Source organism: Rhizobium sp. WCS2018Hpa-16, assembly GCF_031843705.1.
Lineage (GTDB): Bacteria > Pseudomonadota > Alphaproteobacteria > Rhizobiales > Rhizobiaceae > Agrobacterium > Agrobacterium tumefaciens_C.
Genome location: NZ_JAVTIX010000002.1, coordinates 519,672 through 542,325, shown reverse-complemented (window position 1 = coordinate 542,325; position 22,654 = coordinate 519,672). Strand labels below are relative to the sequence as shown.

The 22,654-nt window shown below is 56.6% G+C and carries 15 protein-coding genes and 1 tRNA gene; 5 read left to right on the top strand and 11 right to left on the bottom strand.

What is annotated here, in order from left to right:
- Positions 1-82 precede the first annotated feature (82 nt).
- Complete coding sequence (locus tag RQI55_RS08695; protein WP_042619087.1) at positions 83-364, bottom strand: DUF1127 domain-containing protein; 282 nt, start codon at positions 362-364, stop codon at positions 83-85.
- A 190-nt stretch (positions 365-554) separates the two neighbouring features.
- Here RQI55_RS08695 and RQI55_RS08690 point away from each other — a divergent pair, with 190 nt between their 5' ends.
- The gene (locus tag RQI55_RS08690; RefSeq protein ID WP_042619109.1) at positions 555-1,508 is read left to right on the top strand and encodes a LysR substrate-binding domain-containing protein; all 954 of its coding nucleotides are present in this window, start codon (positions 555-557) and stop codon (positions 1,506-1,508) included.
- A 21-nt stretch (positions 1,509-1,529) separates the two neighbouring features.
- On the opposite strand, the gene RQI55_RS08685 is transcribed toward RQI55_RS08690, so the two are convergent.
- The 4 genes from RQI55_RS08685 to RQI55_RS08670 form a co-directional block, all read right to left on the bottom strand.
- Positions 1,530-2,408: a dienelactone hydrolase family protein gene (locus tag RQI55_RS08685; RefSeq protein ID WP_311272476.1), complete on the bottom strand. Its 879-nt coding sequence runs from the start codon at positions 2,406-2,408 to the stop codon at positions 1,530-1,532.
- 121 nt (positions 2,409-2,529) lie between these two features.
- Positions 2,530-2,949, bottom strand: coding sequence for an MAPEG family protein (locus tag RQI55_RS08680; protein WP_243256618.1), 420 nt, complete (start codon positions 2,947-2,949; stop codon positions 2,530-2,532).
- Positions 2,950-3,021: 72 nt separating this feature from the next.
- Positions 3,022-4,527 carry an IMP dehydrogenase gene (gene guaB / locus RQI55_RS08675; protein WP_042619085.1) on the bottom strand — a complete coding sequence of 502 codons (1,506 nt, stop codon included), beginning with the start codon at positions 4,525-4,527 and terminating at the stop codon, positions 3,022-3,024.
- A 176-nt stretch (positions 4,528-4,703) separates the two neighbouring features.
- The gene (locus tag RQI55_RS08670) at positions 4,704-5,687 is read right to left on the bottom strand and encodes an MBL fold metallo-hydrolase (protein ID WP_409233714.1); all 984 of its coding nucleotides are present in this window, start codon (positions 5,685-5,687) and stop codon (positions 4,704-4,706) included.
- Between the two features lie 211 nt (positions 5,688-5,898).
- Between RQI55_RS08670 and RQI55_RS08665 the strand changes: the two genes are divergently transcribed.
- The gene (locus RQI55_RS08665; protein ID WP_243256620.1) at positions 5,899-7,296 is read left to right on the top strand and encodes an MDR family MFS transporter; all 1,398 of its coding nucleotides are present in this window, start codon (positions 5,899-5,901) and stop codon (positions 7,294-7,296) included.
- A gap of 16 nt (positions 7,297-7,312) precedes the next feature.
- Here the strand turns inward: RQI55_RS08665 and RQI55_RS08660 are convergent, their stop codons facing one another.
- Both RQI55_RS08660 and RQI55_RS08655 read right to left on the bottom strand, forming a co-directional pair.
- Positions 7,313-8,107, bottom strand: a complete 795-nt coding sequence (locus RQI55_RS08660; RefSeq protein ID WP_243256621.1) for an RlmE family RNA methyltransferase — start codon at positions 8,105-8,107, stop codon at positions 7,313-7,315.
- Between the two features lies 1 nt (position 8,108).
- Positions 8,109-9,680 carry a Ppx/GppA phosphatase family protein gene (locus RQI55_RS08655; RefSeq protein WP_311272475.1) on the bottom strand — a complete coding sequence of 524 codons (1,572 nt, stop codon included), beginning with the start codon at positions 9,678-9,680 and terminating at the stop codon, positions 8,109-8,111.
- Positions 9,681-10,910: 1,230 nt separating this feature from the next.
- Between RQI55_RS08655 and RQI55_RS08650 the strand changes: the two genes are divergently transcribed.
- Positions 10,911-13,085 carry a methyl-accepting chemotaxis protein gene (locus tag RQI55_RS08650; RefSeq protein WP_311272474.1) on the top strand — a complete coding sequence of 725 codons (2,175 nt, stop codon included), beginning with the start codon at positions 10,911-10,913 and terminating at the stop codon, positions 13,083-13,085.
- Between the two features lie 74 nt (positions 13,086-13,159).
- On the opposite strand, the gene RQI55_RS08645 is transcribed toward RQI55_RS08650, so the two are convergent.
- On the bottom strand, positions 13,160-14,185 hold the full coding sequence (locus RQI55_RS08645; RefSeq protein WP_243256625.1) for a transporter: 1,026 nt from the start codon (positions 14,183-14,185) through the stop codon (positions 13,160-13,162).
- A gap of 621 nt (positions 14,186-14,806) precedes the next feature.
- Positions 14,807-14,883, bottom strand: a tRNA-His gene (locus RQI55_RS08640).
- Positions 14,884-15,285: 402 nt separating this feature from the next.
- Between RQI55_RS08640 and RQI55_RS08635 the strand changes: the two genes are divergently transcribed.
- Both RQI55_RS08635 and RQI55_RS08630 read left to right on the top strand, forming a co-directional pair.
- Complete coding sequence (locus RQI55_RS08635; RefSeq protein ID WP_243256626.1) at positions 15,286-18,903, top strand: ATP-binding protein; 3,618 nt, start codon at positions 15,286-15,288, stop codon at positions 18,901-18,903.
- Positions 18,904-19,014: 111 nt separating this feature from the next.
- Entirely contained in the window at positions 19,015-20,682 is a 1,668-nt protein-coding gene (locus tag RQI55_RS08630) for an iron ABC transporter permease (RefSeq protein WP_243256627.1), read from the top strand.
- A 238-nt stretch (positions 20,683-20,920) separates the two neighbouring features.
- Here the strand turns inward: RQI55_RS08630 and RQI55_RS08625 are convergent, their stop codons facing one another.
- Together RQI55_RS08625 and RQI55_RS08620 are read right to left on the bottom strand one after the other, a co-directional pair.
- Entirely contained in the window at positions 20,921-21,733 is an 813-nt protein-coding gene (locus RQI55_RS08625) for an ABC transporter permease (protein WP_042619078.1), read from the bottom strand.
- A 3-nt stretch (positions 21,734-21,736) separates the two neighbouring features.
- Positions 21,737-22,645, bottom strand: a complete 909-nt coding sequence (locus RQI55_RS08620; protein WP_243256628.1) for an ABC transporter permease subunit — start codon at positions 22,643-22,645, stop codon at positions 21,737-21,739.
- Between the last annotated feature and the right edge of the window lie 9 nt (positions 22,646-22,654).

Below are 22,654 nucleotides of genomic sequence, written 5' to 3'. Positions count from 1 at the left end.
GCCCGGTGCAGCGCAAGCGCAGACACCGGGCAAAGGCAGGGTTATTGGCAATCACCCTGCGGGGAAACTGTAGAGGCCGCCGCTAAAGGGCCTTTGCGGCCGCCGTTCTGGCGCAATGCGCCAGCCGCGTGGTGGGGTCCGAAGTAAGGCCCGCGTCGAATGCGTTTTTCAAATCATTGCGCGTCAGCCCAATATCGGCCAGTTGATGGTCATCCATCTCATTGAGCCTATTAGCGGCGATGCGGTTGGAAATGCGGCGCAGAAACGTGCGGAATCCTTTGGCTACGCTGGCGACGACCACTTCAAGGGTCGCGGCCCGTGGTGCGAATAAGCCCAGTTCCATCTTCCGTACTGCCGTGCGCATAACACTATCCTTCATTCAGGCACGATGAGACAAAGCCTGCACACCCATGTGTGGAGGCCGCCGGTTCGATCATCCTTGGATGACCATTTGGTTGATTGATGTTTCTGGCGTCAAAATGTCGCAAGACTATTGATCAGTCCAACGAATGTTTCTAATGTCAGACATCAATCATTCTTATGGATGGCACGCGATGTCCGCACCCCTCGATATTGACCAGCTGCACACATTCATCGCCATCATCGACGCGGGCAGCTTCACCAAAGCGGCAGACCGGGTTTTCAAGACTCAGTCAGCGGTCTCGATGCAGATGCGGCGGCTTGAGGAGCGGCTTGGCAAGCAGCTTTTCGCCAAGGATGGACGCGGCAACCGGCTGACCGCAGAGGGTGAAAAGCTTATGCATTATGCCCGCCGTATCATCCGCCTCAACAACGAGGCTGTCGCCGCCTTTGACGACAACCGCCTCGAAGGCACGCTGCGCATCGGCACACCAGATGACTATGCAGACCGTTATATGCCTGAAATTATTGGCCGCTTTGCCAAGACGCATCCCAATGTCGAGCTTTACATTGTCTGCGAGCCATCGGTCAGCCTTGCGGAAAAGATGGCGCGTGGCGAGTTGGATATCGCGCTGGTGACTCACAATCCCCGCGCCCGCACATCTGATATCGTGCGCACCGAGCCGTTGTGCTGGGTCGCGTCCGCCAACCACCCTCTGCGTGATGACGTGCCTGTGCCGCTTGCGGTAGGACGCCGTGATTGCCATTGGCGGCAATTGGCTGCTTCGGCACTGGATGCCGATGGTCGTGATTATCAGGTGCTGTTTACCAGCTGGTCATCCACCGTCATAGCGTCAGCCGTGCTTGCGGGCATGGCCGTTTCGGTGCTGCCGGAATCCACTCTCAGAACCGGCATGAAGGTGCTGACAGCAGCGGATGGCTTCCCGCCACTGCCACCCGTTCAAATCGGACTGATGAAGCGTCCTGGCCTTTCGCCTTCCCTCATCAATGCCATCACAGATCACATCACCGCCTGCCTGGACAATATCTCGCCAGCCAGCGCCGCTGAGGATCTTGACAGTGATGGCAAGGCCTTTGGCCGCGCTACGCCACGCCTGCGCACCGCGCAACTCATGCCCGGCTGGTAGCGTCACGAGCCGGCACTATAATCAAGCCAGCGTCTTGGCGAAAAACGCGACCGTGCGGCTCCAGGCAAGATCGGCTGCCGCCTTGTCGTAGCGAGCGGACGAGGTATCGTTGTTGAAGGCGTGGTTCACGCCGTCATAGACGAAGATTTCGAACGTTTTGCCATTGGCTTCCAGCGCCTTGCGGTAGGCATCAATCCCGGCATTGATCCGCTCGTCCAGCCCCGCATAGTGCAAAAGCAGCAGCGCGGTGATAGCGGGAACGTCTTTCACCGGCGGCTGCGAACCATAATAGGCAACGCCTGCATTCAAACCCTGTGATTTCGTGGCTAGGCGGTTGACGAGGCCACCGCCCCAGCAAAAGCCTATGGCGCCCGTCTTGCCGTTGGATGCCGCACGCTTCGTCAGCCACAGCCGGGTGGCTTCTGCATTGGCGACAGTCGCGTTCATATCCATGCCCGAAAACATCGCCCGCGCCTTTTCCTCATCCGCAGGCGTTCCGCCCTGCGATGACAGAAAATCTGGAGAGAGAGCAACAAACCCCTCCAGCGCAATGCGGCGGGCAACATCACGGATATGGGCATTCAGACCACGGTTTTCGTGAATGACGATGACCGAGCCGAGTGGCTTGGAGACATCTTTCGGCGTCACCAGATAGCCCTTCATCTCGCCGTCAGCACCGGGATAGGTGACATCTTCGGCTACGATGCGGTCGTCTGTCTCAGCGATCATGGCAGCCTGAGCGCCTGAGGCGGCCAGCATGGGCGCGATGGCTGCGGCGGCTGCACCAGAGCCTGCTAGAAGCGTCAGCTTTTCCATGAACTTGCGTCGGTCGAGGCTAAGATGCGTGTACTCGTCGTATGCATCGATCATCGCCTGCGAAATCTTCGGGCCATCGGTCATCGTATGCTCCAATCTAGCTTTGCTGGAGCATGACACTTAACGGAAATACGCGACGAATGATGCAGTATCAGGGCGGTCAGAAAAACAACTTTTCGCGATCTGCGAGACAGGCCTTATACGCCTATTCCAGCGCAAGCCAGATGCCGAGCCAGCCCCACATGAGGATCAACGCGAGAAAACTGATGGCAAAGGCCGGTGCGCGGTAACGCAGGCGATTGCTTGTGACGTGCACATAGGAATGGACGTAACGGGCAGCGATAAAAATCCAGGCGAGGATGATGGTGGCGATGTTGTCTGCATCGGTGATGTAAAGCAAAAGACACGCCGCATGAAACAGCATCGGCAGTTCGAACTGGTTGGCGAGGTTCTTGTTCACCACCCGGCTTTGATCCGCCTCTTCCCCAGCATCCCGAAAGCGCTTGAACGATTCCTTATTGGAGAATGTATATTTTTTTCTACGAATAAAAAGAAGCATATAGAGACCGAAGACCAGAAGCGCATGCGCAATCATAGGCCAGAACATGGCAGTCGTTGGTGACATTGTCAGGCTTCCTTTTATAGAAAAACGCTCCCCGAACGATCTTGGTTCGGGGAGCGTGCATTGTTAGACGGATCAGACTGCGCCGGGATAGTTCGGGCTTTCGCGGGTGATCGTCACATCATGGGCGTGGCTTTCACGAAGACCCGCACCGGAAATGCGAACGAAGGTTGCGCGCTCCTGGAAGTCCTTGATGGTGCCGCCGCCGACGTAACCCATGGCAGCCTTCAGGCCGCCAGCAAGCTGGTGCAGCACGCCTGAGACCGGACCCTTGTATGGCACCTGGCCTTCGATGCCTTCCGGCACCAGCTTCAGCGTATCACGTACTTCCGCCTGGAAATAACGGTCTGCGGAGCCACGGGCCATGGCACCGACAGAGCCCATGCCGCGATAGGCCTTGAAGGAACGGCCCTGATAGAGGAACACCTCGCCTGGGCTTTCATCCGTGCCAGCCAACAGCGAGCCGATCATGACCGCAGACGCACCGGCGGCAATGGCCTTGGCAAAATCGCCAGAGAATTTGATGCCGCCATCAGCGATGACTGGAATATCCTCAGCCTGTGCCGCTTCAACTGCCGACATGATGGCCGCCAACTGTGGAACGCCAACGCCCGCCACGATGCGCGTGGTGCAAATCGAGCCGGGGCCAATACCGACCTTGACCGCATCCGCACCTGCATCGATCAGCGCCTTGGTGCCGTCTGCCGTCGCCACATTGCCAGCAATGATGCGAATGGCGTTCGACATCTTCTTGACCTGCGTGACCGCATCCAGAACGCGCTGGGAGTGACCATGCGCCGTGTCGACAACCAGAAGGTCGACACCTGCCGCGATCAGGCGCTCGGCCCGCTCGATGGCATCGGCACCCACGCTGATGGCAGCGGCAGCGCGAAGACGGCCCTGCGCATCCTTGGTGGCGTTAGGGTTGAGCTGCGACTTCTCGATGTCCTTGACGGTGATGAGGCCCACGCAGTTGCCGGCGCTATCCACAACCAGCAGCTTTTCGATGCGATGCTTGTGCAGAAGGCGGCGCGCTTCCTGCTGATCGACGCTGCTTTCCTTGACCGTGATCAGGTTTTCACGGGTCATCAATTCGTAGATCTTCTGGCTTGGATCAGACGCAAAACGCACATCGCGGTTGGTCAGAATGCCAACGAGGCGACCCGTCTTGTGACCGCCGGAACCACCATTTTCAACAACGGGAATACCGGAAATGCTGTAGGTCTTCATCAGCGCCTGCGCTTCGGCAAGCGTCGCATCCGGGCCGATCGTGACAGGGTTGACCACCATGCCGCTTTCGAACTTCTTCACCTGACGGACCTCTTCGGCCTGTTCGACCGGGGAAAGGTTGCGGTGAATAACGCCGATGCCGCCAGCCTGCGCCATGGCAATGGCCAGACGACCTTCGGTCACCGTATCCATCGCAGAGGACAGGATCGGCAGGTTGAGTTCGATATCACGGGCAATACGCGTGGAGATATTCGTCTGGCCGGGCATGACTTCGGAGTGCCCCGGCTGAAGCAGCACGTCATCGAATGTGAGAGCATCGAGACCGGTGGGGGTTTGAATAATGCGAGCCATGGCCAAATTCCTAATTTGAAAATGCATGGCCGTCCCGGAACGAATGTTCACCCCGGCGCCCTGCAAAGGATTGCTTGGAAGTTGGCGAGGGCTGGTAACACGTTCATGACAGGAAGGGAATAGAAAAAACCCGGAAACACGTTCCGGGTCTTGGTGTTGCACCTATGCAGCAGGTATCAGATGTCGAACTGATAGGACTTCGGAACGAAGCGATAGCCGACATCCTGGCGCTCCGCATAACCCACCGAAGGGAACGGCATGTGGTAGCCAAGGAACGGCAATCGGTCGGTCGCGACCATGTCGAACACCTTCTTGCGGCTGGCGGCAGCGGCGGCTTTGTCCATGTCGAAGCGCACTTCCCATTCAGGCCGCTGAAGCGACAGAACAAAGTGGTTGGCCGTATCGGCGGTCAGCACGAGGTGCTTTCCTTCCGACTCGACGTGGAAAATCATATGGCCGGGCGAGTGGCCAAATGCAGCGGCACTGGTGATGCCGGATACGACCGTTGCGCCATCACCGATGAAGGTGGCCTTTTCCGCAAGCGGCTTGACGTTGGCGAGCACCGCCTTATGGCCGCCTTCTGCCGGTGATCCCACGCGCTTGGTGTCGGTCCAGAAGTCGTACTCGGCCTGGCCCATGACATATCTGGCGTTAGGGAATGCAGGAGCACCCTTTTCCATAAGGCCGCCAATGTGGTCGCCGTGCATATGGGTCAGCACGACAACGGTCACATCTTCCGGCTTGAAGCCTGCGGCAGCGAGGCCCTCCATCAAGCGGCCATTGCCTGCGCCACGACCGCTCTCACCAAATCCCGTATCGAACAGAACGAGGTCGGAACCGGTATTGATGAGCGCAGGTGAGAAGCTGTTGACGAACTGGTCCGTGGGCAGGAAGTTTTCCTGCAGCAGTGCACCAACGGTTTCGGCGCTCTGGTTGGTGCCGAAGGTCTCACCGGGCTTGCCGGATGGTCTTGCTCCGTCTTTCACGACGAGAACTTCGAAATTTCCAAGTTTGAAGCGATTTGTATCAGGTGGCATGGCGTGATCGACCTTCATGGACGTTTGCGGTTGGTTTGCCTGCGCAAAAGCAGTGCCACGCAGAACGAAGGGAGCAGCGAGTACGCCGAGTCCTGCGGTGGCAAATAGGTTGCGTCTGTTCATCGTCAATAAATTTCTCATGAAATCCTCCAGATATATTCGCCTCAGCGCGATAGCTTTAACATTGCTAAACGTCAGGATTGAGCAGAAAGATCCGTCTCACACAGACGTGATGAATTCCCGAATGAAGGAATGTTTAGTTGGCAAATCCTGCGCGCAGGCGTAGGTAACAGGCAACGACCCTATCAGGATGCGGTCTTCCCGCAATCACCCCATGAATCGCGTCATTCCGCTTATACTCGCCGTTGCTCTTTTCATGGAGCAGATGGATTCCACAGTCATCGCGACATCCCTGCCCGCGATTGCCGCTGATCTCAATGTCGGGCCGATCACGCTCAAGCTGGCGCTGACGTCCTACATGGTCGCGCTCGCCATCTTCATTCCCATCAGCGGCTGGATGGCGGATAAATTCGGCGCGAAGAAAATCTTCCGCATCGCCATTGCCATCTTCGTCATCGGCTCGATCTGTTGCGCGGTGTCGTCCTCGGTCATCGAGTTCGTCCTCTCCCGCTTCCTGCAAGGCATGGGTGGCGCGATGATGACGCCGGTCGGAAGGCTAGTTCTGCTGCGCACCACAAAACGCTCCGAACTCGTCTCGGCCATGGCGCTACTGACCATCCCCGGCCTTGTGGGTCCGCTCACCGGCCCACCCATTGGCGGCTTCATCACCACCTATTTCTCCTGGCACTGGATTTTTCTCATCAATGTGCCGATTGGCGTCATCGGCATCTGGCTGGCGACGATCTATCTGCCAGAAATCGAAACCACCAATCCACCGCCCATGGATACCAAGGGCTTCATCCTCTCGGGCATCGCGGCATCGGGCGTCGTCTTCGGCGTCTCCGTCGTCAGCCTGCCCGCGCTTCCGCCTTCGGTCGGCATTGCGACGATGATCATTGGTTTCATCTGTGGCTTCTGGTATGTCCGGCATGCCAGATCTCACCCCGCCCCGATCCTCGATTTCAAGATTTTCCGCAATGCGACTTTCCGCGCTGCTTCGGTCAGCGGAACCCTGTTTCGCATTTCAACGGGCGCCATACCCTTCCTCATGCCCCTGATGCTGCAGATCGGCTTCGGGCTCAATCCGTTTCAATCCGGCATGATTACCTTTGCCGGTGCCATCGGTGCCATCACCACCAAGTTTGTGGCACGGCGCGTGTTCGCAGCAACGGGCTTTCGAACGATCCTGATCGGGGCGGGCATTGTCGGTGCGTTCACCACCGCCGCCAACGCGTTCTTCACGCCGTTAACGCCCTATCCGCTGATCATGATTTTTCTGGTAACCGCTGGCTTTGCACGGTCGTTTTTCTTCACCGGCACCAACGCGCTCGGCTATGCCGATATCGAGGATGCGCAGGCAAGCCAGGCAACGTCGATGTCATCGGTCTTGCAGCAGATCAGCCTTGCGCTTGGAGTGGCCTTTGCCGCCACCATTCTGGAAGCCAGCAGCTATCTATCGGGCGAGCACCTGCAGCTCGCGGATTTCCACACAGCCTTCACAATCGTGGCTGTCGTCTCGTTGCTTGCTATCGTACCGCTGATTGCGATGGACAGGAGTGCTGGCTCTGCCGTTTCAGGGCATCGTGACAAGGCGTCACAGCCCGCGGAATAGACGATATGCGCTGGGTTCAGCGCATATCCATGTCATCATAGTCATCTTCGCGTGGGTCGAACGCAAGTTCCCGCGTGTTGCGCTCGAGATCCTCTTCCCGGCTCGTGCGGTCGCCGGGCTCTCTTCCCTTGAAGTGCTTGGCCAACAGGAACATTTCCACGGATTCAGACCGCGACGATGCGGGCTTGATGTGAATGACCTGCTTGAAGTTCTTCTTGAGCATATCCAAAAGCGCCCGCTCCGTGCCGCCCTGGAAAGTCTTGGCAAGGAAGTGGCCGCCTTCAGCCAGAACCTGCACGGCAAAATCCGCCGCCACTTCGCACAGATGCATCGTCCTGATGTGGTCTGTCTTCTGGTGGCCGGTGGTAGGCGCTGCCATGTCCGACAGCACCAGATCCGGCGTTCCACCCACAGACTCGATCAACAGATCGGGCGCTCTGGAATCCAAAAAGTCGAGATGCAGGATCTTAACGCCGGGAATGGGGTCGATTTCTAGAAAATCGATGGCCGCAACGCGGATATCGTCCTCGGTCGAGTCCGTAACCTTGGCGGCAATCTGCGACCAGCTTCCCGGTGCGGCACCAAGGTCAATGATCCGGCGCGCATCTTTCAAAATCTGATGCTTGTCGTTGATTTCCAGCAGCTTGAATGCCGCGCGGGCGCGGTAGCCTTCGAGCTTCGCACGCTGCACATAAGGGTCATTGATGTGACGCTCGATCCAGGCGCGGGAAGAAGGCTTCAGCTTTGCCTTCTTCACCTTCTGGCCAATCTTGCGTCCGGTACGGGTTGTACTCGTGGGCGCTTTGCTCATATCAAGCCTTCCGTTCCGGTTTGCCCTGCGTAGCCGCACGGCGGATCTTGTTGCGGCGCCATGCGCCATCGTCTGCCATCATATCCGTCAAAATTCCTTCGCGAAGCCCTCTATCGGCAACACGCATGCGCCGGGAAGGCCAACGTTTGCGGATGGCCTCGAGAATGGCACAGCCTGCCAGAACGAGATCAGCCCGGTCAGGCCCAATGCAGGCATTGGCGGCTCGCCCTGCAAAATCCCAGGCCAGCAACTTATCCTGCATGGCCGTCACTTCGTCGTCAGACAGCCACAGGCCATCCACTTTTCTACGATCATAGCGCGGCAGGTCAAGATGCACGCCCGCCAGCGTGGTGACCGTTCCGGATGTTCCGATCAGGTGGAAGTCATCATTGGGCATGTCTTCGCCGGGTGCCGGGCAATCAAACCCGTTCAACAAGCCTTCGACTTCCGCCACCATCGCCGCGAAAACCTCTGGCGACACGTCGCGTCCGCCGTGGCGCTCGGACAGCGTCACAACACCCACCGGCAGCGAGGTCCAATGCGTGATGTGGTTTGCCAGCCGGCTGGAGCGGTTTTCGCCAACCTTTATGACGGCAATTTCGGACGAGCCGCCACCAATATCGAACAGCACGACAGAGCGCGCTTCACGACCGACAAGCGACGAGCATCCTGAAACGGCAAGGCGGGCCTCGGTCTCGCGGCTGATGATCTCCAGCGTCAGCCCCGTTTCGCGGGTCACGCGCTCAAGAAACTGTTCACCGTTCACCGCAGCACGGCAGGCCTCAGTCGCGATCAGCCGCATGCGCCGGATAGGTCGGCCCGAAAGTTTGGAGGCGCAGACACGCAAGGCTTCAACCGCCCTGTCCATCGCGTCATCGGAGAGGCGTCCCGTCGAGACCAGACCTTCGCCGAGCCGAACGATGCGGGAAAATGCATCGACAACACGAAACTGGCCGGGGCGGGTCGGCTGCGCAATCAGCAGGCGGCAATTGTTGGTGCCGAGATCAAGCGCCGCATACATGTCGGCGCCGATGTCATGCCCAGCATCCCGGTAATGGCTTTGCGACCGGCCGTGCGAGCGCCCCTGATGATCTGCCGTAGACGGAGCATGGGAAGGAGATGCCCCGCCGTTTTGACGGGCGGAGGGCTTGGGCGCATGGGTGGGCACCAGGGGCCTGCCCTGCGGTCCACGATGCGAGTGTTTGCTACCCCGGGCCCTGCGCTTTTCATGCGGAGATTGCGGCTTGGCGGGGCTTGCAACATCGCCTGCCGAAGCGCCAACTGTGTCGCCGTGTTCCACAGCTTGGGAAGGCTGTCCGCCGCCTTGGCCACGGGAACGCCTGCGGCGCTTGCGCTTTCGGGGTTCGGAGTCACGCTCCGCCTGGCCATTGTTTGGGGAATCCGCGCGGGAATCGGCAATATGAGGCTGCGCCAAAGCAGAAGCGTCACGGGGTTTCCCGCTACGCCTGCTTTTGCCACGACGGGAACGCTTCGCATTCCCTTTTTCCACCGCCGACGCCCCCGATTCCGACGGCTTTATGCCGTTACCGGGGTCAGTCACTGTTTTATCCATTCCGCCGCGCGAAAGCTTATTGCGATGCTGCTGGCGTTCATAAAGTTACGTTGCCGCAATCATAACAGTGCCGGACATTTTAGCCAACCGATTTTTGCCAGTAGCACTTAGCGCCACGGGTCAAAGCTCACCCATCGGCGCCGAACCAGCGCATGGCCTCCGCTTATTTCAGTTGTGCGCACAGGCCAATCCCAGCCTGAGTTGAATATCTGAAACGCATTTCCGGCACTGAGGTAAACCGCAGTATAGTGCCAGACTCGAACAAGGCTCAAGTCCGCACAGAAGGTCCGCACCTGCGGAAACATCAAAACGATGTCATAGCCTCAAAACATTAGGAGACAACGAACAGAGCTTTAATAAAATTAATCGCATTGACCATTCACGATAGTGAATTTAAATATTATAACAGCAAAACAAAATAACAATCAATATTCATAATAATCTTTAATAAAATAAATACACTTAAATTTGGAATTTACTGAATATTTTGTTCTATATGAATATAATATTATTTTGTAATGTATTATAATTCTAACAAAAATCAATTTTTATTTATTTCTAACATTTTCATGAATCTCCCACTTGGGATGCCACCTTGCCTCGCGGCCATGCAAGATCTGCCATATATTGGAAAGCGAACCTTAACTCTTTCAAGTTGTATGTCGACGATCATCAGCGGACAATAATCCATATTAACGGATATAAATGTGCCTGTTTGACGCCTGTCGAAGCAGTGTTCTTTCCGACGGCTTATATTCACTCAACCCACGGTAATTTAAAAATACGACGGCAAATAGGGGGGCCTCTCCAATCTGCCGCCCCTGCCCCATATCAGTTCAAGGCCGAGACTGCCTTGTGCCGAACTTCGCGATTTCCCTTAAAATCAAACTCCACTTAAAACTACATTAGATTTTCTTTAACCTGACATCGCATATACTCATAGTTGAGAAGGATTAATTCGTGTGCGCTGTTGAGTCGGCAGGTGGCTTTGCGACCTGTGGGACAGCCTACGCACTTTCAATGTGCTGTTTGAGATTGGAAAAGCCACCAGGCTTGCAACAGGCCGCCGTCGTCCAGTTTTGAGGGATCAAGCTGGTGGATTGGACGAGCCGGAAGCGCCATTTCACCACGATGAAACGGTCTGCCTCAACTTTATTGCATGTAGGTTCAAATTTCTTTCACCCGTTCATGGGGAGATTTTCCTCCCCGGGTGTCGCACTGGAGAAAACCGTGAAAAACTTCAGCCTTCGTAGCCTTCTTTATTTAATTGCATTTGCGCCACTGGCTGCTTTCCTTTTCCTGAGCATTTCCTCAGTGTGGACTAGCTATAACCGATATGTGAACCTGGAAAAGCAGCTGGTCGTGCAGCGGCTGGCCAATGCCGGGGCCGCCATTGCGGTTGTTTTGCCTTCCGAGGGCGTCGCGCCACCTGATAAGCTGGCGCAGAAACGCAAGGAAACAGATGATGCTTTGGTTGCGTTGAAACAGGCATATGATGACTGGAAAACGCTTGGCAAAGTCGATCCTGCCATTGATGCCGCCGTTAGCTTTGTTATGGAACGGAAGGATCGTATCAACGGATTTCGGGCCAAGCTTGACAATAACGCACCCAATCTCTCGGAAGAGGTGGCGGTCCTTCAGCCTATCGTTGGAAACAGCATCTCTCTGATTGCGCGGTCCAGCGCGACCATCGGCGACCTTGATCTCGCTCGCTTTATTGATGGCTACCATGCCCTGATGCAGGTGAACGACGGCAGCCTGATCGAGGGTGTTGTAGCAAGGAGCTATCTCGGTGAGGAAGGCATCGGCGGACCGTTGGTCAATCTTCTGTCTCATGCCCGCGAATTGAAACAGATCTATGGCGTCACGATGCGGGCGTTTCTTCCAGCCGATATTATTGCTTCGTTCGAAGCTTTTCAAAAAAGCGATCAGGGTAAAATGCTGGACGCCCTCGCCAAAGATATGGCGGTGAACGCGCCCAAAGGCCCGACGACCATTTCGATGGCTCAGTTCGGCGAAGCTGCCAATGCAGCCACTCGCACACGCTTCGAGATGATTGCAAAAACCGGGATAGCATTGAATGCCGCCGCGCAGGCCCGCAAGGACGCACTTTATTCCGATTTTATTGAGGGCAGCGTCATTGCTTTGCTCGTCACTGTTCTTGTTATCATTCTCTGTATCGTCGTCATGCGCACCGTGTCCGGAATTATCCGGGTGATAGAACTGCGCATGGGAGAACTGGCTGAGGGCAAAACTGAAGCCCCCATTCCCTTCTCCACCCGTCAAGATCAGTTCGGCAGCATTGCACGCAGCGTTGAAGTGTTCCGCCAGGGCGCCATTCGAACGCGCCAACTGGAAGCCGAAGCCGAAGAAACCCGCAAGCGCAATGAAGCAGAGCGCGAGGAGGTGCAGCGACGCGCCGAAGCGGAAGCGGAAGATCGCCTCAACAGGGCCACGGGCTCGCTGGCAACCGGTCTGCGCCAATTGGCAAGCGGTGACATGAATTGCGAAATCCGCGAGCAGTTTGCGCCACAGTTTGAAGCTCTTCGCCAGGACTTTAACGTGTCCGTCAACCAACTGCGTGATGTTCTTGTGGCTGTGGGTCAGTCCGCAAGCGCCGTGAAGGCCGGTAGCGGTGAAATCTCCCATGCCGCCGACAATCTGGCGCGCCGGACCGAACAACAGGCCGCATCGCTCGAAGAAACAGCGGCCGCGCTGGAAGAAATCACCACCAACGTGAAGTCAACATCGACACGCACCAACGAAGCGCGCGACCTTGTTCGCGAGGCGCGTGGCAATGCCGGACATTCCAGCGAGGTGGTGGGCAACGCGGTTTCGGCCATGGAGCGGATTGAACAGGCGTCCGGTCAGATTGGCCAGATCATCGGCGTGATCGACGAAATCGCCTTCCAGACCAATCTTCTGGCGCTGAATGCTGGTGTTGAAGCCGCCCGCGCTGGCGAGGCAGGCAAGGGATTTGCTGTCGTGGCACAGGAAGTCCGCGAACTTGCCCAACGCTCGGCGCATGCCGCTCGGGAAATCAAGGCCTTGATCAGCAACTCCAACAGTGCCGTCACTGAAGGCGTCAAGCTGGTGGGAGATACGGGCCAGGGCCTCAATGCGATTGCCGAAGTGGTACAATCCATCAATCAGCACATGGATGCCATTTCCGCTGCGGCACAGGATCAGTCATCGGGACTGACGCAGGTCAGCACCGCTGTCAACCACATGGATCAGGCAACCCAGCAGGGTGCCGCGATGGTGGAGGAGATGAACGCTGCCAGTGCTGGCCTTGCCCAGGAAGCCACGAAACTTGCCGATCTTCTCAGCCAGTTCAAAACCGAGGCCACCGGCGCACATACGGGCCGAGGCAGCAACAGATCCAGCATGTATGCTGCGGCTTGAATGACACGATTTTCTTCCCCACAGGCTTTGCTGCTTTTAGAGCGCGGCCTGTGGGGGAGAGAAGCATTCAAGCGTCAGATTTTCGGCTTGGGCACATAGAGTGGCGTGGAGAGCGATAGCCACACCGCATTGGCCTTCGGTGCGTTCTCCGCTAGCACCGAGAACTGGTAGCTGAGAGAAACCGTGGAGTGGCCAAGATCATACATCACGGTCGGGCCAAGATTTAAGCCCCTGAAACGCCTGTTCGCGATGGTAGTCGAGCCGATCTTGTCGTCCTCGATCTGAACGAGAAAACCACCATAGCCACCAATTTTCAGTTTATCCGTAACGGCATAGGTGAGCTTGAAGTCCGTGGCGAACAGATCGCCGGAAAGATAATCGGTATCTTCGTTGCGATTGTTGCGGTGATAACCAGCCATGACACCGAAATCCAGGCCGGTTGGATCAAAGTAGTTGTAGTGCACGGAAACATCGGCGGTAGAGTACCCATTCTGGACATTAATCTGCCGTGACGTTTTGTAGCTCGACGTATGCGCAGCATAGCCAATGGCGCCGCCAATATTATGAAAGTGCCCGAACGTGTAGTTCGCGATTTGAACAGCCCCCAGATTGCCGAAGCCATCGACCTCGCCGGATACCGGAATGTTGTCAAAGTCGGTGTTATTGTAAGCATAAGGGATCACCACCTGGGTTGCGAAACGCCAGCCATCCAGATCAACTGGCCACACACCCATAATTCTCGACACGCTGACCGCCGCCTTCTGGTCGAGATCAAACAGCGGGTCTCTGTTTCCATCTGGACCATTGTACTCGCTGGCCGTCAGATAGCCGGTCTTGTTCAGCAGAAATATGCCGGGAACAGGCGGCAACGCGCCAAAATAAGTGCCCGGGGCGCCAGGCCCCCAGTTCATTGCCCCCGGCTCTGCCGCCATGGCGGAGGAAGCCATGCCGCTCACACCGGCAACACAGGCGCCAGCCAGAATGTGGACAAGCGAAATCGAGCGCCGCTGCGATCTGTCACGACCGCCGATGGCGCCAGATTTCAATCGGTCAGGCTCATACTCTCGTACTCCCAATGCAAGTATAGGTACCATAATCATAATACACCCCTGCGTGTTATAAGTTTCAGATATACGCGCAACGATGCGACCGAAACCTGAACAGGAATCGGGCCACACGTGCTTTGCTTTTCATAAAAATTGTGCGCCGCAATAGACGAAAAGCCGCTAATGACGGCTTATGCTGATGACGGTGATTTTACGTTTCTGCCATTATCATTTTCTCCCCTATGATCCCCAATGGCCGAATCGATTACCATTGGTTGCATTCCCCAGAGTGGAAATATGAGGATAAGCTTGCTTGAAGCTAACTAATACTTTTGAAGCTAACTCGCCCTATGGTTTCAGGAAGGAAGGCAGCCTGTCAACATTTGTTGACTTTTCAGCACCACATTCTGGCGAGGTGAAAACGGATTGGCACAATCAGAAGCCACAGACGACATGCGCGCAAAACGGGCTGCGTGGATAGAAGACAGGGAGGTGAAAAAGGGGTCGAGACGCTGGCGGTTTCAGCCGGCCTCTGACGCCAGAGTGTATGATCGTTCGCGACGAAGCGCCCTGACCAAGGATAAAGAAAACTCTGTGGGCTGCAGTAAGGTATAGAAACTCAGCGCACCACAATGTTCCGGCTTACCGTAAACATCTGGATATATTGTGGAAAAATGGTACGGTTGGGGGGAATTGAACCTCCGACCTCAGGTGCCACAAACCTGCGCTCTAACCAACTGAGCTACAACCGCACATCACGGACGCCGTGTTGGCGTCACGGGGGCTCACATACGGGGAGTTTTTCCGTTTTGCAAGTCCTTCGGTGATTTTTACGAAAAAAGGGTCATAAAACAAGCATGTTTCGAATAGGCGTCGGCAAGAGCTGCAAAAAGCCTATGGAAGAAAGGCCGCAAACACCGATTGTCGATTGCATTTGGGCTGCTGCCGACACACATTGGATGTGATGTACAGTTCTGATCCTAAAAGTCTGGCGCATTAACTGTAATTGGCAATTCCCCTTACAGATGATGGACCAAAAGACCCTGTCAAGTTATTTAAGATTCTGTTAACATCGGGCCGATGCAGGCCGTATACCCCTCATGATGAGGTTTTGCGGTTGCGTGAGGTCAGGTCGTGCCAGAATAGGTATCCACATGCCCGCCGTACAATATCCATTTATTGACATTGCAGTCCATGAGCGCGTTCGTGACCATTTCGGTCGCGGCGAAGCCATGGCCCTATTCTCAATGGATTTGCAGACGGCGCTCTGGGCCAATGGCCGGGGTGCGGCCTTGTTCGGCACGCCCATGATCTATGATTTCCTGGAGCGCGGGCCAAGGCAGCAGGATGTAACATTCCGGCAATTTGCCGCAACGGCGGCGCGCCTTGCAAAAACCGGCGACAGCGGGCAGTTCAATATCCGCATTCATTCCGGTTTCAAAAGCGTTTCGGTTATGGCGACGGCCCAGATCATCGAACCGGAACCCGGCCAGCCTGCAATCCTCTTTACCGCGCCGATCGACGCCGTTGTCCCTTCGCTTCAGGAGCGGGCACGCCGGATGATTGAGGGTTTCGATGACCCTGACATTCACTTGGCGGTGCTGGATGCCGACAGCAAGGTCCTTGCGGCGTCGCAAGGCTTTTCGGCGCTAGGCATTACGCCTGTTACGACACGCACGCTTGTGGCCATGGCATCTGGCCAACCCGGCAAGCTGGTCAAGAGGCCGGTGCCTGCGGGCAAGGGTTATCTCCCTGCCGCCGCCGGGCAACTGTCACAAGACCCGCAGCTCAACCTTCTGTTCGTGGTTGAAACCGTCATCGGCACGCTTGATCCTTCCGCCGAGTTTACCCAGACAAGAGTAGAGCCAGCGGCCCAACAGCATGTAGAGCTTCCCGGTACCGTCTCGAAGGAAGAGGTTGCTGAGGCTGTCTCTGCCGATCCGGTTGACTCAGTTGACGGCCTTGCGACTGAAATGACCGATCTGGAGCCAGCGCTAGAGCCGCAAGTGCTTGACGAGGCTGACACAACGATCCCGGAAACGGTCATCGTTGAAGCTGAGGCCGACGTCGATGTCACGCCCTCCGAAGAGGAAATCACACCTGTAGAAGCCGTCCAGACTGAAACCACTGTCTTGGGCGAGGACGAGGCTGAAACAGAGACAGCCGACGTCGAGCCGGAACCGGTTGCCGTTGCCGATACAGTCGAGCTGGAAGATGCCGCGACATCGCCTGTTGAGGATGAGGCAGGATTCACATTCGATCCAAGTCGGCGCGCATCCCGCTTCGTCTGGAAGATTGATGCCGCCGGGCGGTTCAGCTCCGTATCGCATGAATTCGCGGATGCTGTGGGGCCAAAGGCTGCCAATGTTGAAGGCATGAGCTTTGCCGATCTGGCCGCTTTGTTCAACCTTGACCCGGATGGCAAGATTACCGAGCTTTTGAACCGACGCGACACGTGGTCCGGCAAGACGATCTATTGGCCTGTCGAAGGCACATCATTGATGGTTCCCATCGATCTTGCAGCCCTGCCAACCTATACGCGGTCGCGTGAGTTTGATGGCTTCCGGGGGTTCGGCATTGTTCGCATCACGGACGCGGTAGAAGATCCGAACGCCGTTGGCCTAGCGCTTGCGGGTGAAGAACAGCCAGCAGATGACGAACTGGCCGAAACAGTCGCGGATGATGCGGCCGTTGCGGCGGTTTCGCCAGCAGACGCTAAGGATGACGCGGCAGAAGACGCGCCCGCTCCCTTGCAGGCTGTGAACGAGAATATTGCCGAGGACGAACGCCCGCAGGCGCAGCGTGACTTCAATCCGCCAGAAACTGAAGTCCCTGTTCTTGAGATCACCGAGACGCCGAACCGCCGTTCTACCGACAAGGTCGTTCAGTTTGAACAACACCGCGCTAAGAACCGCGAGGGCTTGAGCGCGAGCGAGCAGGCTGCCTTCCAGGAAATCGGCCGCGCCCTCACGCCGGTTGTTGCCGACGAGAGGAAGACGGAACACGATAAAACTGTTTCGCCCGAGCCTATCGATGATGCGGCATCGGATGTCGAACCCGTCAATACAGACGAAGCATTGCAGCAGGAGTTGTTCACAGCAAACAGTGAACAGTCTGCAGACGTGTCCTCTGATGATGACGACGATTTCGCTGCCTACACGCGTGGTGATGAAAATGTTACCTTCATCGCTCCACAGAGCGTAGCCCGCCCCTCTCAAGCGGATGCGCCCGTTGAGACCCACAATGCGCCGCGCACGATCGCTACGCTGAATGCTGACACAATCGACCAGATGCCGGTCGCGCTTCTGGTTCACAGCGGTGACCGGCTGATCCATGCCAATCCGGAATTTCTGCGCCTGACAGGCTATGGCACCATCGAGGAACTGGCCGAGGTTGGCGGTCTTGATGCGCTGTTGCAGCGTGATGATCTCGACGCCGTGTCGCAGCGCTCGGGCGGCTTGGTGGCCGTCAGCGCAGAGAACGAACTCATTCCGGTCAAGGCACGCCTGCAATCCGTAAGCTGGGACGACGCGGGCGCTTTGATGCTGTCTCTCATACCGATGCAGGAGCCTGCCGCCAATCCCCTGCCCGCCAACGAGAATGACGTTCAACAACCTACAACCGATGCCACGGATGGCGAGGTTTCTGCGCTGAAAGGCCAGGTCGAGGAACTGCATTCGATACTGGAAACGGCGACGGATGGTGTAGTGCTGCTAGACGAAGGTGGCACGATCAGGTCGCTGAACCGTTCCGCCAATGCTTTGTTCAATTACGATAATGATGAAATCTCCGGCAAACCCTTCGTCATGCTGTTTGCTCATGAGAGCCAGCGTGCGGTTCTTGATTATCTCTCGGGCCTTGCCAATAATGGCGTCGCAAGCGTGCTGAACGATGGCCGTGAAGTCATTGGCCGTGAGGCATCCGGCGGTTTCCTGCCGCTGTTCATGACCATTGGCCGGCTGAAATCATCCAATGGCTATTGCGCTGTTATTCGCGACATTACCCAGTGGAAACGCACGGAAGAAGATTTGCGCAACGCCAAGCGCGCCGCAGAGACAGCAAACGCGCACAAGACCGATTTCCTCGCCCGCGTCAGCCATGAAATTCGTACGCCTCTGAACGCCATTATCGGCTTTGCAGAACTGATGGCAACGGAGCGTTTCGGCCCTGTCGGCCACCCGCGTTATGTGGAATATTCCAACGACATCGGTCGCTCTGGTCGTCACGTTCTCGATATCGTCAACGATCTGCTGGATATTTCCAAGATCGAGGCGGGCCAGATGGATGTCGACTTCAAGGCGGTCGCCCTGAACGACACGATTGCCGAGGCCGTGTCCATCGTGCAGCCGCAGGCGAACAACCAGCGGGTCATCATTCGCACTGCGCTGTCGCAGTCTGTGCCGCAGATCGTTGCCGATCTTCGCTCGATCAAGCAGATCATGCTCAACGTGCTGTCGAATGCCATCAAGTTCACGCCATCGGGCGGTCAGATCGTTGTGTCGACGGCCTACGAAGCCAATGGCAGCGTTGTTCTGCGCATTCGTGATACCGGCATCGGCATGACCCGCACGGAACTGGAACATGCCATGAAACCATTCCGTCAGGTTTCGGCCTCCAGCAACCGCGTTCGCGGCGATGGCACTGGCCTTGGCCTGCCGCTGACAAAGGCGATGGTGGATGCCAACCGTGCCAACTTCTCGATTACATCGGCTCCCAACGAGGGAACGCTGGTGGAAATCAGCTTTCCTTCGCAGCGCGTGCTTGCGAACTGAACCCTTCCAGGATTAGCAATGTCTGCGAGGCTCGTTCCTCCAGACATTTTTAGATCGACGCATCGGCTTTAGCCGATGTCGGAAGGAATAAAGGCATTGGCGTCATCACGGATGTTCTCTTCCCGCATATTCCGGCCAAGAGCGGGCGTCTCAGGCCTGTCCATAGCCACGCTGGTGCTGGCGGCAATGGTCTCCATGCCTTTGATTGCCATCTTTTCTATTGCGGCCACAGGCGGCACCGATGGCTGGCATCATTTGCTGGTCAATGTTCTGCCGCGTGTGGGTGTGCAAACGCTGGCGCTTCTCGTGATGACCGGGCTTACTTGCGCCGTCTTTGGCATCATCGCCGCATGGCTCGTCAGCAGCTTTGAGTTTCCGCTGCGCCGTCTGGTATCCTTTGCGCTGGTCCTGCCGCTTGCCATCCCGTCTTATCTGGCTGCCTATGCATTTGGCGAGTTCCTGGATTTCACAGGCCCTGTGCAGACGGCTCTGCGCTCTCTCTTGGGTTATCAATCCATCAAGGACTACTGGTTCCCGGATGTGCGATCGCTCGGTGGCGCGGTTCTGGTGCTGAGTTCGGTGCTTTACCCTTATGTGTACCTATCTGTGCGCGCCGCTTTTGGCCTGCAAGGCAGGCTGGCCACGGAGGCCGCCAGAACGCTCGGCGCAAGCCCTTTGCGAATATTCCTCACCGTGCAACTGCCCATGGCCAGACCCGCCATCATCATCGGTCTTGCACTTGTGATGATGGAGACGCTCAACGATATCGGAGCGGTCGAGTATCTGGGCGTTCGTACCCTGACATTCGCCATCTACGAAACCTGGCTCAATCGAGGAAATCTGGCTGGCGCAACACAGATCGCCTCGGTGCTCATCCTCATTGTCGTGGCGCTCATCATCACCGAAAGAAAGGCGCGCAGCAGCCAGCGGTTCACCGCCGCCAAATCCACGGCCATGAAGCAGCGCTTTGCCTTGAAGGCACTTCCGCCAGCAACCGGCTGGGCAGCGACGGCCTTCTGCCTGCTGCCCGTTCTCTGTGGTTTTGCAATCCCGGTTCTGGTGCTGGGGGGTTATGCCCTCAAGCGGCTTGGTGCGCTTGCCGATCCGAAACTCATCAAGGCGCTGGCACACAGTTTGGAAGTGTCGATTTGTGCCGCTGTCATCACCCTCGTCTTTGGCTTTCTTTTTGCCTATGTCCAGCGCATCAACGCATCGCCCTTTGCGCGTGTTGCCAGTCGCGTAGGCTCACTGGGTTATGGCATCCCAGGAACGGTGCTCGCCATCGGGGTGTTGTTGCCGCTTTCAGCCTTTGACAATGCGCTCGATGGCCTCTTGCGGGCTCACCTCAACATTTCGACCGGACTTCTGCTTTCGGGAACGGCATTTGCCATCATTTACGCCCATAGTGTGCGGTTCGTGACGCTTTCGGAAGGCACGATCGATGCGGGCTTTCAAAAGCTCTCGCCGCATGTCGATATGGCCGCCAGAACGCTCGGGCGCACGCGCTCCCGCACGCTGGTGGATGTGCTGTTACCCAACATTCGCCCGGCCGCCGTGACCGCCGCCCTGTTGGTTTTCATCGAATCCCTGAAAGAACTGCCCGCCACCATCATGCTGCGACCGTTCAACTTCAACACGCTCGCCACATTGGTCTATGAGAATGCGTCGCGCTCCAAAGTGCAGGATGCCTCCATCCCAGCTCTCATCATCATCGCCGCAGGACTTATTCCCGTACTCTTCGTTTCCCGGTCGCTCGACCACGGACCTGATGCACACTGACAGTGAAAAAAAAGGCAGCGAATGCTGCCTTTAAAAGTTTGTGCTAATAACGAGAGTAGGAATAAACAAACATCATGTCTTTGGGTCACCGACCCGGCCACCCTCTCATTGAGTGCACCCACGTTAAACACCATTTGAGACATTGCCCTTTAACAAAGTGTTAAAAGCGCACTACACCATTTAGGGACAACAAAATCCTAATCGGCTCATTTGCATTAAACCGCCACAAATAAGCCGATCAGCCTTTGGCCGCCGCGTGCTGATCCCGCATCCGCTGCAATTCCGAACGCTTGGTGGCAAGCGAGGCGCAGATGACGCCAACGGTGACGAAGGCGATCAGGATCGTGCAGATGGCATTGATCTCAGGCGTCACACCCAACCGCACCTGCGAATAGATCTTGATTGGCAGCGTTGTTGCGCCCGGCCCCGTGGTAAAGCTCGCGATGACCAGATCGTCCAGCGACAGTGAAAATGCCAGCATCCAGCCCGCAACGACACCCGGCAAGATCAACGGAAGAGTGATGCGGAAGAAGGTTTTGACGGGCGGGCAGCCAAGATCGAGCGCTGCCTCTTCCAGGCTACGGTCGAAGGTCAGCAGACGCGATTGCACCACGATCGCCACATAGCACATGGTGAAGGTCGTGTGCGCGATGATGACGGTCCAGAAACCGCGATCCACCCCGATGGAGACGAACAGCAGCAGCAAGGATAGGCCGGTGATAACCTCTGGCATGACGAGTGGCGCGTAGATCATGCCGGAAAACAGCATCCGCCCCGGAAACCGGGTAAAGCGAGTGAGTGACAGAGCTGCCAGCGTTCCCAGGATCGTGCCGATGGTCGCGCTCAAAAGCGCCACGCGCAGCGTGATCCATGCTGCATCCATCAGGCTCTCATTGCTCCACATGGACTGATACCAGTGTAGCGAGAACCCGCCCCAAACCGTGACGAGCTTGGACGCATTGAAGGAATAGATCACCAGAATGAGGATCGGAATATAGAGGAACGCAAAGCAGAGCGTGAGGATGGTGGTGTCAAATTTACCGCGCTTCATGGCTCAGCTCACCTTCTTCTGCTGGTTCTGGAAGATGGCGATGGGCACGACAAGCACCAGCAGCAACAACACGGCAACGGCCGAGGCCAGCGGCCAATCTCTGTTGCCGAAGAACTCCGTCCACAATGTCTTGCCGATCATCAGCGTTTCCGCGCCGCCCAGGAGATCGGGGATGACAAATTCACCTGTTATGGGAATGAAGCAGATCATCGATCCGGCAATCACGCCGGGCAGAGACAGTGGGAAGGTGATTTTCCAGAAGGCTTTCCATGGCGGGCAACCGAGATCGGCTGCGGCTTCCAGCAAGGTATTGTCGAGCTTTTCAAGGGCTGCATAGAGCGGCAGCACCATGAAAGGCAGGTAGGAATAAACGATGCCGATGAAGACCGATGTATCCGTTCGGAAAATATTGACCTGCTCGTCCGGGCCCAGAATGCCGATGGTCTGGAATAGAACCGTCAACAGCCCCTCTGGTTTCAAGATGCCGATCCATGCGTAAACACGGATGAGGAACGAGGTCCAGAACGGCAGAATGACCAGCATGACCAGAGTTGGCCTGATGGTCGTAGGCGCACGCGCCATGGCCAGCGCCATGGGGTAGCCGATCAACAACAGCAGGAGTGTTGAAATCAGCGCGATCCGCAGCGACGACAGATAGGCTTCAACGTAAAGCGGGTCCTGCGTGAGGAACAGATAATTCTCGAAATCGAGCTGCGACAGGAAATCGCCAATGACGCTGAAGCCGTCAAACACCGGCACATAGGGCGGCATGGCGATGGCCGTATCGGACAGCGAAATCTTGACGATGATCAGAAACGGCGCGGTGAAAAACAGCGCAAGCCAGATATAGGGAACGGCGACAATGAGCCAGCGCAGAGGGCTCTGCCGATTTTCAGGAGACGAGATAGCCATATGACACCT